The organism is Limimonas halophila, from assembly GCF_900100655.1.
Classification (GTDB): Bacteria; Pseudomonadota; Alphaproteobacteria; order Kiloniellales; family Rhodovibrionaceae; genus Limimonas; species Limimonas halophila.
The window spans coordinates 288,335-300,780 of the sequence record NZ_FNCE01000002.1; the positions used below are offsets into that span (position 1 = coordinate 288,335).

General features: G+C 63.7%; 10 protein-coding genes. 7 read left to right on the forward strand and 3 right to left on the reverse strand.

Going from position 1 to position 12,446, the window contains the following annotated elements:
• Positions 1-25: 25 nt before the first annotated feature.
• A complete protein-coding gene (locus BLQ43_RS14940; RefSeq protein WP_218119115.1) occupies positions 26-1,402 on the reverse strand; it encodes an MFS transporter in 1,377 nt (458 codons plus the stop codon).
• A 261-nt stretch (positions 1,403-1,663) separates the two neighbouring features.
• Here BLQ43_RS14940 and BLQ43_RS04315 point away from each other — a divergent pair, with 261 nt between their 5' ends.
• Positions 1,664-2,365, forward strand: coding sequence for a helix-turn-helix domain-containing protein (locus BLQ43_RS04315; RefSeq protein WP_218119116.1), 702 nt, complete (start codon positions 1,664-1,666; stop codon positions 2,363-2,365).
• A gap of 112 nt (positions 2,366-2,477) precedes the next feature.
• Here the strand turns inward: BLQ43_RS04315 and BLQ43_RS04320 are convergent, their stop codons facing one another.
• On the reverse strand, positions 2,478-3,665 hold the full coding sequence (locus BLQ43_RS04320; RefSeq protein WP_176758513.1) for a glycosyltransferase family protein: 1,188 nt from the start codon (positions 3,663-3,665) through the stop codon (positions 2,478-2,480).
• A gap of 266 nt (positions 3,666-3,931) precedes the next feature.
• On the opposite strand from BLQ43_RS04320, the gene rfbF reads away from it, so the two are divergent.
• From rfbF to BLQ43_RS04345, 5 genes are all read left to right on the forward strand, one after another.
• Positions 3,932-4,702 carry a glucose-1-phosphate cytidylyltransferase gene (gene rfbF / locus BLQ43_RS04325; protein ID WP_090018895.1) on the forward strand — a complete coding sequence of 257 codons (771 nt, stop codon included), beginning with the start codon at positions 3,932-3,934 and terminating at the stop codon, positions 4,700-4,702.
• 4 nt (positions 4,703-4,706) lie between these two features.
• Complete coding sequence (locus tag BLQ43_RS04330) at positions 4,707-5,750, forward strand: NAD-dependent epimerase/dehydratase family protein (RefSeq protein WP_090018896.1); 1,044 nt, start codon at positions 4,707-4,709, stop codon at positions 5,748-5,750.
• 74 nt (positions 5,751-5,824) lie between these two features.
• Complete coding sequence (locus BLQ43_RS04335) at positions 5,825-7,075, forward strand: class I SAM-dependent methyltransferase (RefSeq protein ID WP_090018897.1); 1,251 nt, start codon at positions 5,825-5,827, stop codon at positions 7,073-7,075.
• A gap of 47 nt (positions 7,076-7,122) precedes the next feature.
• Entirely contained in the window at positions 7,123-8,403 is a 1,281-nt protein-coding gene (locus BLQ43_RS04340) for a class I SAM-dependent methyltransferase (protein WP_090018898.1), read from the forward strand.
• Between the two features lie 64 nt (positions 8,404-8,467).
• Positions 8,468-9,592, forward strand: coding sequence for a class I SAM-dependent methyltransferase (locus tag BLQ43_RS04345; RefSeq protein WP_176758514.1), 1,125 nt, complete (start codon positions 8,468-8,470; stop codon positions 9,590-9,592).
• Positions 9,593-9,599: 7 nt separating this feature from the next.
• On the opposite strand, the gene BLQ43_RS04350 is transcribed toward BLQ43_RS04345, so the two are convergent.
• Positions 9,600-11,105, reverse strand: a complete 1,506-nt coding sequence (locus BLQ43_RS04350) for a phosphohexomutase domain-containing protein (RefSeq protein ID WP_090018900.1) — start codon at positions 11,103-11,105, stop codon at positions 9,600-9,602.
• Positions 11,106-11,382: 277 nt separating this feature from the next.
• Here BLQ43_RS04350 and rfbB point away from each other — a divergent pair, with 277 nt between their 5' ends.
• Complete coding sequence (gene rfbB, locus BLQ43_RS04355; RefSeq protein ID WP_090018901.1) at positions 11,383-12,441, forward strand: dTDP-glucose 4,6-dehydratase; 1,059 nt, start codon at positions 11,383-11,385, stop codon at positions 12,439-12,441.
• Positions 12,442-12,446 lie beyond the last annotated feature (5 nt).

Here is a 12,446-nt window from a genome sequence, read left to right on the forward strand (position 1 = left end):
ACGTCTTTCCGTTCTCGTGGCGCCGTCAGCGGGCGGGTTGGGTGGTGTTGGAGCCGGTCTTACCGCTCGTGCCGCGCTCTCCGGCCCGGCGCACGCGCACGGGCTGGTCCGGCAGGTCGGAGAGCTGCGTTTCCTTGGCGAGCTGCGGGTACTTGCGCCGCTCCATGAGGCGGATGGCGACGTGCATCCACACGAAGCTGACGGCGACGATGATGAACATCAGCTGGAAGGCGGAGGTCCAAACGCCCGTCACGTCGATCAGGCCGCCGAAGGCGATGGGGAGGACGAAGCCGCCCAGGCCGCCGATCATGCCCACGAGGCCGCCCACGGACCCGACGTGGTCCGGGTAGTAGACGGGGATGTGCTTGTAGACGGCCGCCTTGCCGAGCGACATCACGAAGCCGAGCACCACACTCAGCGCGACGAACATCCACAGCGGCACGCCGAAGCTGAAGCGGATCGGCCCGTCCACGCCCTGCACGACGTACTGCGTCTGCGGATAGCTCATGAGGAAGAGACAGACGAGCGAGACGATGAAGGTGAGGTACATCACCGCCCGCGCGCCCCAGCGGTCGGACATCCACCCGCCCAGAGCGCGGAAAACCGAGGCGGGGAGCGAATACACGGCGGCGAGCGTGCCCGCCAGCGCCAGCGAGGTGTCGTACGCGCCCGTGTAGTAGCGCGGCAGGTAGGAGGCGAGCGCGACGAAGCCGCCGAAGACGAAGAAGTAGTACGTGGCGAAGCGCCACACCTGGATGTACTTCAACGGCTCCAGCTGCATCATCGTCGAGGCCGTGGAACCTTCTCCCCTTCGCCGCGCGATGGTCGTCGGGTCCTCTTTGGCGAAGATAAAGAAGGCAACGCCCATAATGGCGAGCACCACGGCGTAGACCTGCGCCGTCTGCTCCCAGCCCAGCGCGACCACGAGGAAGGGCGCGCCGAAGTTGGTTACGGCGGCGCCGACGTTGCCCGCGCCGAAGATGCCCAGCGCCGTGCCCTGGCGTCCCTTCTCAAACCATTTCGAGGTGTAGGCGATGCCGACAATGAAGGAGCCGCCGGCCAGCCCAACGCCCAGGGCCGCGACGAGGAAGACCAAGTAGGTCTCCACCATCGACAGGAGCCAAGTGCACACAGCCGTCGTGAGCATTTGGATGGTGAAGACGAGGCGGCCGCCGAACTGCTCCGTCCACACACCCAGGAAGATACGACTGATCGACCCCGTCAGCACCGGCGTGGCGACCAGGATGCCAAACTGGGTTTCCGACAGGCCCAGGTCTTCCTTGATTTGCACGCCGATGATGGAAAAGATCGTCCAGACTGCGAAACAGATCGTGAACCCCAGCGTGCTCAACCCAAGTGCCCGATATTGTTGCTTGGGGGTGACCCCGTCCAAGGTGTTCATCGGTGCGGTCCTTGCGCCGTTCCCAGGAATGAACCGGGGTGCGCGCACCCCTTATCGCCACGAGCGCTACGGAGAATTGGGGCGCAAGCGTATGATCTGAGTCAAACGGAATTGAAATTTCATAAATACCACAAATGTATAGGATTTTCTTTATTCGGATAATACACAGGAATCATTTTCATATATGACTTTTTTTACTTATCCGATTGACATATATCACAAACCTGAACAGTTTGGCTGTTAAGGAAATGGGGCGGCGCCATGATTCGAACCGACGACATTGAGGCGGTCCGGCGCCTGCCGGTCTTCGCCACGATGGCATCCGACAGTTTCGACACGCTGGTGACAGCCAGCTTCATGCAGCGATTTCCGCGCGAAACGGTGCTGCTGGAAGAGGGGCAGCCGGCCGATACGCTCTGCGTGATCGTCGAGGGGCGCGTGGAAATGAGCAGCACCCATGCCGGCCGGCGGACGACGGTGGCCGTCTTCGAACCGGTCACGGCGTTCATCCTGGCCGCGGTCGTGCGCGACCAGGTCAACCTGATGTCCGCGCGCACCCTGGAAACCTCGCGCGTGCTCATCATTCCGGCCACCGTGATCCAGGACCTCATCGGCGCGGACGCCGCGTTTGCGAGCGCGATGATCGACGAACTGGCGCGCGGCTTCCGCACGATGGTCAAGACGGTGAAGGACCAGAAGCTGCGCCCTGCCAACGAGCGAATTGCCAACTATCTCCTGCGCTTACGTGCGGAGCACGGGGACGCCGACCGTTTTCACTTGACTCTCGACAAGGCCACCCTGGCCTCACTGCTCGGCATGACCCGCGAGAACCTGTCCCGCAGTCTGTCGACCATCCGAGATCACGGTGCCGTGGTTCGCGGCAAGGAAGTGGCGATCACCGATCTCGACGCGCTGCACGCGCTCGCCCAACCGAACGTGCTGATCGACGACCCTCGTTCGTGACACCTCGCAACGCGTGCGGCGGATCGCAGCAACGCGGCCGTAGCGTCTTGGCGTGAATCGCCCCACGTCCTCACGCCCACTCCGCTGGGCGTGTGCCCGTTCGGGGACAAGGTCACGTCTTGGCGGGTGTGACACTGTGGTTCGATCCGATGACGGTCTGGAGGCCGTTCGGCCGCGTGGGCGCGCCGGCCGTGGACACGATGCGCTGCTTGAGGCGCTCCAGCTCGCGCTCCCGCAAGGCCATCTGACGCGTCTCGGGTAGGCCGGCGTGCTCAAGGATCCTTCGCCAGCGATACAGCCAGTCGTGCCTGCGCAGAATGCCCGTCAGGTTGTCACGGCGGATCCGCGTCAAGCGCTCCGGCTGCCGGTCGAGCTCGGCAAGCGTTTCGCCAATACCGGAATGATGGAACGGGATCTCGATCACCGCATCCGGCCAATCGAACAGCTCGTCGAAAACCGGCGTTTTCGGCGGCGTTCCCAACAGGACAGCCCCGCCGGCCATGCCTTCGAAGAAGCGGAATCCAACTTCGGCCTGATGCTGGGTTTCGTGGGCCTGATCGATCTTCGCGGTGTTCGCCAGAAAATAGCGGCTGTGTTTGATCGTGTTCGCCAGCAGCCGCCGGTGCTCGCTCGGCTCACGCGCCGTGAACGGGCCGACCAGGGTGTCGTGGTGATAATAAAGCCCGGCTTCGCGGGATAGCTGAACCAGCGCCCGATGGGTTTCGCGTGATTGGCGCCCGATCGCGCACACGTCAATGGCGCGAAGGTTGTCGTCGCGGTTTGGCGCGAATTTCAGCGCGTCCACCCCCGGCGGCAAGTAATGCACGGGCCGCCCGATCGCCGCAGACAGACGCGCCACGCTTCCAGCGCAGCCACAAAAAACATGATCGAACGCCTGAAGCCTTTTCAGCTTGTGCCGAAAACGTTCAATATCCGCAGCCCAGAGTTCTTCGATCACGCACACCGCGATCCGCGTACGCTGGCGCCATCGGCGGATCATGTCGAAGCTTACGAGATCGCGGGCGAACTGCACGAGGAAAAACCCGATCTCGTAATTGCGCTCGATTTCAATCGCCGTTCCCGTCGGAACGAGACGGTAGGCGGCGGTACCATCCGCCAAGCGATTGCGCAGCTTCTCCAGGAAGCGGGACGAGCGCGTGTGGACAGGCGTGTAAAGATCAGCGTCCTCCATCGCGGCAACCGCGTCTTCGAACTCATAGCTGCAGCAGCGCGACAACTGATGGGTCAATCCGCGCGGGGACACGATGACCGCACGGGGCTTTCCGCAGCTGCGTTCCATCCGAGACCCAAATCGCATGCCCGACCCCATATCGCCCGGTTAATCGCAATTTTTACAAACGGAAATGTATACAAAAACAGTCACGCCCATAACGGGTCCAAACGACGTAGGAGGTTTTCTTTTGACATAATTCAATAGAGGCTAATCACCGCCTGATGCCTCGGGATTACAGCCATTTTGCCCCGGCCATTCACCGCTCGTGCAGTTCAGCATTTGCGGCAATGAGCATACACCGGATTTAGAGACGTCAGCGATAGGGTAGGGCCATGAAGGTTGTGATCCTGGCAGGCGGTGCGGGTACACGCCTGGCGGAAGAGACGAAGGTGAAGCCGAAGCCGATGGTGGAGATCGGCGGCCACCCCATTCTTTGGCACATCATGCGCCATTACTATCACTACAATTTCAAGGAATTCATCGTCGCTCTTGGCTACAAGGGTGACTATATAAAAGAATACATGGAACATTATTGCAAAAACAACGCAAACGTTAAATTGGATTTCGAGACGGGATCGATCGAACACACGCGCCGAAGCACATTCGATTGGGTCGTGGAACTCGTCGACACGGGCCAAAAGACCCTGACGGGCGGGCGAATCAAGCGTCTGGCACCGTATCTTGGCAATGAAACCTTCATGCTGACGTGGGGGGACGGGGTGGCCGATGTCGATCTGGACAAGCTGTTGGCCTTCCACCGGTCCCACGGTCGGCTCGCGACGGTGACGGCGGTTCGTCCGCCGGCACGCTACGGCTACATGGAATTCAACGGCAACGAGGTGACAGCATTCGAGGAGAAGACGCAGGCGCGCGAAGGCTGGATCAACGGCGCCTTCTTCGTCCTCGAACCAGGGGTGCTGGAGTACATCCCCGGCGACTACACGATGTTCGAACACGAGCCGCTGCAAAACCTGGCTCGTGACGGGCAACTGATGGCGTACAAGCACGACTCGTTTTGGCAGTGCATGGATACGCTTCGGGAAAAACACATCCTCGAGCGCTTGTGGGAAAGCAATCAGGCGCCGTGGAAGATTTGGGAATGATGCCATGCGGATCTTGGTGACGGGGCACGAAGGCTATATCGGCGGCGTCCTGGTTCCGATGCTGCTGGAGCGGGGACACAGCGTCGTCGGGCTGGATTGCGGCTTGTTCCGGGATTGCACATACCTGGAGCCGGCGGTCAGCGTCCCCACCATCGACCGGGACATCCGGGATGTTTGCCCGCAGGACGTCGACGGCTTCGACGCCGTCATCCACTTGGCGGGACTGTCGAACGACCCCCTCGGCGATCTCGACCCCACGTTGACCGCGGCTATTAACCACGCGGCTTCGGTGCGGCTGGCGCGCATCGCCAAGACCGCCGGGGTGCCGCGTTTCGTGTTCTCGTCGTCCTGCAGCACCTACGGCGCCAGCGGCGCAGATCTTCTGGACGAGACGAGCCCCTTCAATCCGGTGACCCCCTACGGCAGCTCCAAGGTGGCGGTCGAGCGCGACGTGGGCGCGATGGCGGACGAGTCCTTCAGTCCCACGTTCCTGCGCAACGCCACGGTGTACGGCGTGGCGCCGCGGATCCGCTTCGACCTGGTGGTGAACAACCTCACGGCCTGGGCCTTCACCACGGGTGACGTGCATCTGAAGAGCGACGGCACGCCATGGCGGCCGGTGGTCCACGTCCGCGACGTTGCCACCGCGTTCGCGCGCGTCGTCGAAGAGCGTCGCGAAGTGGTTCACAATGAAGCGTTCAACGTGGCGCGCGCCGCAGACAATCTGCAAATCCGCGACATCGCCCAGGCGGTCGCCGAGATCGTCCCGAACGCGCAGGTCACCCTGGCCGAGGGCGCGCAGGCGGATGCCCGCTGTTACCGTGTCGATCCCGGCAAGCTGACCCGCACCACGGGTTTCGAGCCCGTCTGGAGCGTGCGCGACGGCATTGCCGAACTGTACGAAACCTATCGCCGCGTGGGCCTAAAGCTCGAAGAGTTCGAAGGCGAGCGCTACAGCCGGATCCACTACCTGAAAAAGCTCATGCGGGACGGGCGGGTCGACCCGAGCCTGCGGCTCCAGCGCGGGTACGCCGAAGCTTTGCAATGACCCTGCCATGGGCGGCCGGCTAAGGCGCCGGGTCGCAGGGCCCTGCGCATGGATTGTTCAAAAAGGGGTTGGGAATGGCGACAACGGAGGTGACGTGCCGGTCGTGCGGGACAGGCCCGCTGCACGAAATCCTGTCGCTGGGAGACAGCCCGCTGGCTGATCGCCTGCTGACGCCGGAACAGTGCCACGAGCCCGAGCCCACGGCGCCGCTGGACGTCGTGCTCTGTTCCGCCTGCTCACTGATGCAGCTGACTCATTCGGTGCCCCCCGAAGAACTTTTCTGCCGCGACTACCCCTACTACTCCTCCGTGTCGCCCACGCTGCTCGCGCATTTTCAAGCCAGCGCCGAGGCGATCATCGAGGACCGGCGGCTCGACGCCAATTCGCTCGTCGTCGAGCTGGCCAGCAACGACGGCTACATGCTTCGCCACTTCCACCGGGCCGGCATCCCGGTGCTGGGCATCGACCCGGCCGACGGCCCCGCCAGGGCAGCTCAGGGGGCGGGCATCCCCACGCGCACCACGTTTTTTACTCAGGGCTTGGCCAAGAGCCTGCGCGACGAGGAAGGTCTTCGGGCCGACATCATCCTCGCCAACAACGTGTTGGCCCATGTGCCGGACCTGAACGGCTTCGTGGCCGGAATCCGAACTCTGCTGAAGCCGGACGGGCAGGCCGTCATCGAGGTTCCCTACGCCGTCGACCTGGTCGACAAGCTGGAATTCGACACGATCTACCACCAGCATTTGTGCTACTTCACGGTCACGGCGCTCGACCAACTGTTCCGTCGGCACGGCCTGTACCTGAACCATGTCGACCGCACCGAGATCCACGGCGGTTCGCTCCGGCTCTTCGTGGAACACACCGAACGCCCCGACACCTCTGTCACCGATCTCCTGCGGTGGGAGCGGACGCGCGGCATCACCACGCTGGCGTACTTCACCGATTTCGCCGCGCGCACAGAAAACCTGCGCCGGCAGCTCATGACGCTGCTCGACGGCATCAAGGCGGAAGGGCGCCGGATCGTCGGCTACGGGGCGGCTGCCAAGGCCACGACCTTGATGAATTTCTGCGGCATCGACGGCCGCCATCTCGACTACATCGTGGACCTCAGTCCGCACAAACAGGGCCTGTACACGGGCGGCAATCATCTGCCGATCCGGAAACCGGACTGCCTGGTGACGGACCGCCCGGACTACACGCTGATCCTGGCGTGGAACTTCGCGGACGAGATCATCGCCCAGCAACGACAGTACCTCGACGTAGGCGGTCAGTTCATCGTGCCGCTGCCGGAGCCGCGCCTCGTCAACGCGCCGGCGATCGCCTGACGCACCGGGACGTTCCCGCGCGTGATGCAAAAAGCTGCTCGCGTGCCATGATCGAAGGGTTTGTTGGCATGGGGATGGAGACGGTGGACCACAACCCGGACGTGTACGGCGGGCGCCAGGACGGGCATGCGAAAAACCGGCCGGATTCCTGTCCGAACTGCGGCGACAGCGGCATGACGCCGATCTACGAGTTGCGGGATGTACCGATCCACAGCATGATCCTGTTGCGCGATCCGGTGGAAGCGCAGGCCTTTCCCACGGGGACCATACGCCTTGCGGCCTGCGGCACCTGCGGTTTCGTCACCAACACGGCCTTCGATCCGGCACTCGAACGCTACGGCGCGGACTACGAAGCAAGCCAGAGCTTTTCGCCGACGTTCAACACCTTCCACGAGCGTCTGGCGGAGGATTTGGTTTCACGCCACGATCTGGCCGGTCGCAGCGTGCTCGAAATCGGGTGCGGGCAGGGGGAATTCCTCCACATCCTGGCGCACCACGGGGCCAACCCGGTCTACGGCTTCGACCCCGCCTATCGCGGTCCGGCGACACAGGTGGTGGCGGGAAATACGGTCCACGCCGTCGCCGACTTCTTCACCGAAGCAAGCGGCACCATCGGTGCCGACTTCGTGTGCTGCAAGCAGACTCTGGAACACATCCCGGATACCTTCGATTTCGTGCACATGGTACGGCGGGCGATCGGCGACAGGCCGGACACGGGCGTTTTCTTCCAAGTCCCTGATTTTCAACGGATTGTCGACGAAGGAGCGTTCTGGGACGTCTATTACGAGCATTGCTCGTACTTCACACAGCCGGCGCTCGTGCGCCTGTTCGAGGCGGCCGGCTTCGAGGTTCAGGCCAGCCGGGTCGAATACGATGGCCAGTACCTCATGATTGAAGCACGGCCGACGCCAAGTCCATCCAGCGACGCAACGACGCCGGCATCCGCGAGCGACCAACTTCCCGACCTGCGCGGCTTTGCGGAGCGGTGTGCGCGCCAGATCGCGGCGTGGCGGACTTGGTTCGACGCGTCGGGCGCGCAAGGGCTGCGCACGGCGCTCTGGGGCGGCGGGTCGAAGGCCGTCGCCTTCCTCACCAGCATCGGCGCCCACCAAGACGTGACGTGTGCGTTCGACGTCAACCCGCGAAAGGCCGGCACATATCTTCCCCAGTCCGCGTGCCCCGTCATGACCCCGGAAGCACTGGACCGAATCCGGCCCGACCAGATCGTCGTCATGAACCCGATCTACATGCCGGAGATCCGCGACGAACTGGCACATCGCGGCCACACAGCGGAACTGATCCCAGTGACGCACTTCGCGCCAACGTGAAGAAATGGCGGAGTTGTGGATTATGGAGTCGTGCCCAATTTGTTCTTCGCAAACCATTCAGGGCATGGCAACGATCACCGGCGTGCCCACGCACTGCAATGTCCTGCTCGAGAGCCAACGCGAAGCCCTCGAAAGCCCGACCGGGACTCTGGAGCTGGTCGCGTGCGGCGACTGCGGCCACGTTTTCAACCGGGCGTTCGACGCCCGCCGCATGACCTATGAAGGGGTCTACGAGAATTCGCTTCACTGGTCACCGCGCTTTCAAGACTACGCCACCCGCTTGGCCGAACGGCTGATTGCGGACTGCGATCTGCGGGGTAAAGACGTCCTCGAGGTCGGCTGCGGGCGCGGCGATTTTTTGCAAGAGATCTGCAAGGCCGGCGCCAATACCGGGCTGGGCTTCGATCCAAGTGCGCCCCTGGCCGACGACCCCGGTGCAACGGATCGGGTCACGTTCGTTCGCGACTACTTCAGCCCGGAGAGCTACCCGCGCAGCCGAGGCGATCTCGTGATCTGCCAGCACGTGCTGGAGCACGTCGACGACCCCGCGGCATTTGTCGACCTCCTCGCGGATGCGCTGAAGACTCCCCGATCGTGCTTGTACATCGAGGTTCCGAACGGGCTTGTGACAGTTCGCCACGGGGCCATCTGGGACCTGATCTACGAGCACGTCTGGTACTTTTGTGAACGCTCGCTCCGGATGCTGCTGGCCCGACGTGGCCTGTCGACATACTGGGTCGAGGCGACCTTCGGCGGGCAGTTCCTGTCGGCTCTGGTCGGGCCGGCCGAGGACGCGGCCCCGGGGCTGGTCCGTGGGGAAGCGCCGACACGGGCGGACGTGGCAGCTTTTCAAGGCCATCTGGACCGGATGATCGCTAGCTGGCGCGAGAGCCTCGAACTCGCGAGCGCGTCCGGCACTGTGGTCGTCTGGGGTGCAGGGTCCAAGAGCGTGACCTTCCTGAATTTAACGCGCCCGGAAAGCCGCAGCATCCGCGCCGTGGTGGACGTCAACCCGCACAAGCAGGGCAAATACATCCCGGAAAGCGGCCACGAAATCGTCGCGCCGGACCAGCTTCAACGCCTCGATCCGGACGTTGTGCTGGTCATGAACCCGCTCTACCTCGACGAGGTGCGCCGTACGCTCGCGGATTTGGACCTTCACCCCCAGGTTCGCAGCGTCGTCAGCTGAGGCGTGCTCACCGCAACGCCGGGTTCGGCGGCTTGGCCCTGTCCCGGCCCATCGCGCTGCGCAGGCCCGCCACAAGCTGTGAGATCAGCGCATCCACGCGGCCCCCGTCGTCGGCCTCAATGACGACGCGCACGTGACTGTTGGCCAAGGCGGGGGCGACGAGCAGCCGGCCGCTGGCTCCCAGTGCCGCGCGGACACGGGCAATTACGCCACGCGTCGCGTCCAGTTCCAGCACGGCGGGGTCCGCCGGAACGTAAACCTCGTGTTGGGGCACCATTTCGAAGGGGTGGAGCAGGGTGCTCGCCGGACACCGCGCTTCGGCCAGCCGGGCGAGCGCCACCAGAGCGGCCATCAGCCCGTCCGCGACCGGAACGTGGTCGCGCAGAATGTAGTGACCCGAGGTGCTGGCCGCCAGGCCGCAGTCGCTCGTCCAGAGCGTATGCGGCAGGTGGGGTGGCTCCGCCGAAGTGCGGATCAACCCGAGGCCATTGGCTTGCAACCAGCGCTCCAGGCCGATGTTGGCCTTGTCGCAACCGACGGCGGCCGGACGGGTCAAATGGCCGTGATCACGCGCGAACGCTGCGATCACGGCGAACAGTTCATCGGGTTCGGCGAGCTCGCCCGTTTCGTCAACCACAAGCGCCCGCTGTCCGTCGCCACCGATGGCCACGCCTACGTCCGCCCGGTGCGCGGTTACGGCATCCTGGAGGGTCCACGGGGCTTCCACGCCAACGCCGCGATTGATGTTCCTGCCGTTGGGCTGACAGCCGAGTTCGACAACCTCGGCGCCGAGGCTGCGCAGCAGGGTCGGGGCAATGGCACAGGCCGCGCCGTGCGCTCCATCCAGGACCACGCGCATGCCGTCCAGCCCGATCCCGGGTGGCAGGAGGGCGCGAAGCGCCGCGTCGTACGCGGCGGTCGGCGCGGGATGGACGTCGATGCTGCCCAACTCGGCAGACGAAATGCCCATCTCGTGATCGCCATCGGCCAAGCCGGCCTCGATCGCGGCCTGTTCGGCAGCACGGATGGGCCGCCCCTCCGCATTCACGAAGGCAAGCCCGTTGATGGAGTACATCTCGTCGCCACCCGAAACCATCACGCCAAGGCTGGCGCAGGACACACGCGTCTCCAGCGCAACAGCGCCGTAGGGCACCGGCCCCAACAGCTTCACGCGCGCCCCGACAGCCATGAAGCCGGCCGCCAGTGCCTGTTCGAGCATGCCGCCCGACAGTCGCGTGTCGCGACCGACAACGACCGTCACGCCGTCATGGTCGCGGACCATGTGAGCGATCGCAGCCATGGCCAGTTTGACGACACCCGAGGCGGTGAGCGGGTCACGGTTCGCTGTGCCCCGCACACCTTCCGGTGAAAAGATGCTGTTCACCTTGCTGACTCCACCGCCCAATCCGTCGCATCGATTGATCAGATGTTCCGGAGATTTGGATTTTTGAAACAACGACCCTCGGCAGACACCCTGTAACAACGAGACGCGATCGCTTTTGAAGCGCCTCATATTGCAAATTTTTTCCTATTGAACCCAGCAATCATCGTCTTTCTTTAAGAACACTAAAGCAACAGTAAAAATGGAATGAACTTCCGTCTCGGTCGGGTCATGAATACGTCATAGAGGGTAGGCTTTTTTTGTTTTCACCGAACACACAAGGGCGATGGATGATTTGCCGGTGATCGCGTACCACGAAATCCGGAATCGTGGACCGGGACTCGGCGGATCACGTGACCATGACGAGGTGCGAGTGCTTCCTTCCGCACGAAGTCAAAGGGGCTTGCATATGCGCATCCTGGTAACTGGCGGCATGGGGTTCATCGGTTCGGCGCTGGTCAGGCACCTCATCACGGATACTTCTCACGCCGTGGTAAACGTCGACAAGCTGACCTACGCCGCGAACCCGGACGCCGTGGAAGCGGTTACCGCATCGCCCAGGTATGTGTTCGCGCGTGGCGACATCGCGGACGCGGAGCGGATGCGCGAGATTTTCCGGCGGCATCCCCCCGATATCGTCATCAACCTGGCAGCGGAAAGCCACGTCGATCGCTCGATCGACGCGCCGATGGCGTTCTCGCGAACGAACATTCTTGGGACTCAGACCCTTTTGGACGTGGCGTTGACCCACTGGCACCACCTGCCGGCCGCGTCGCGGGCCGCGTTCCGCTTCCACCAGGTGTCCACGGATGAGGTCTACGGCTCCATGCCGGCGGGGTACCTCGCGAGCGAGGACACGCCGTACGCGCCCAATTCCCCGTACGCCGCGAGCAAGGCAGCCGCCGACCACCTCGTGCGGGCGTGGAATCGCACCTACGGGCTGCCCACCGTGATCACGAACTGCTCGAACTGCTACGGACCGTGGCAGTTCCCGGAAAAGCTGATCCCGCTGATGGTCACCAAGGCGCTGTCCGGCGAGGCGCTACCCGTTTATGGGACGGGCGAGAACCGGCGGGACTGGCTGCACGTCGACGACCACGTGCGCGCGCTTGTGCTCGCCGCGACGCGCGCCGAGCCCGGATCGCACTACAATATCGGGGCCTCGGGGCCGCTGCGCAATCTCGACGTGGTTCGGGCGATCTGCAGCAGCTTGGACGAGCTCGAACCCCGAGCGGACGGCCACGGCTACGCGAACCAAATCACCTTCGTGGTGGACCGGCCCGGCCACGATCTCCGCTACGCGGTGGATCCCGCGCGCATCCGGACAGACCTCGGCTGGCAGCCGGAACACGGCTTCGACGCTGGCCTCCACGAGACCGTGCGCTGGTACCTGGGGCAGGGAACCTGGTGGCGGGACATCCGCACGAACCGCTACGCGGGCGAACGCCTCGGGCAGGCCGCAAGCTGAACGAT

What these genes read in the sequence shown, in the direction of transcription:
- BLQ43_RS14940 (WP_218119115.1), bottom strand. Translation starts at nt 1,402, where the DNA reads ATGAACACCTTGGACGGGGTCACCCCCAAGCAACAATATCGGGCACTT.
- BLQ43_RS04315 (WP_218119116.1), top strand. Translation starts at nt 1,664, where the DNA reads ATGATTCGAACCGACGACATTGAGGCGGTCCGGCGCCTGCCGGTCTTC.
- BLQ43_RS04320 (WP_176758513.1), bottom strand. Translation starts at nt 3,665, where the DNA reads ATGGAACGCAGCTGCGGAAAGCCCCGTGCGGTCATCGTGTCCCCGCGC.
- rfbF (WP_090018895.1), top strand. Translation starts at nt 3,932, where the DNA reads ATGAAGGTTGTGATCCTGGCAGGCGGTGCGGGTACACGCCTGGCGGAA.
- BLQ43_RS04330 (WP_090018896.1), top strand. Translation starts at nt 4,707, where the DNA reads ATGCGGATCTTGGTGACGGGGCACGAAGGCTATATCGGCGGCGTCCTG.
- BLQ43_RS04335 (WP_090018897.1), top strand. Translation starts at nt 5,825, where the DNA reads ATGGCGACAACGGAGGTGACGTGCCGGTCGTGCGGGACAGGCCCGCTG.
- BLQ43_RS04340 (WP_090018898.1), top strand. Translation starts at nt 7,123, where the DNA reads ATGATCGAAGGGTTTGTTGGCATGGGGATGGAGACGGTGGACCACAAC.
- BLQ43_RS04345 (WP_176758514.1), top strand. Translation starts at nt 8,468, where the DNA reads ATGGCAACGATCACCGGCGTGCCCACGCACTGCAATGTCCTGCTCGAG.
- BLQ43_RS04350 (WP_090018900.1), bottom strand. Translation starts at nt 11,105, where the DNA reads ATGAGGCGCTTCAAAAGCGATCGCGTCTCGTTGTTACAGGGTGTCTGC.
- rfbB (WP_090018901.1), top strand. Translation starts at nt 11,383, where the DNA reads ATGCGCATCCTGGTAACTGGCGGCATGGGGTTCATCGGTTCGGCGCTG.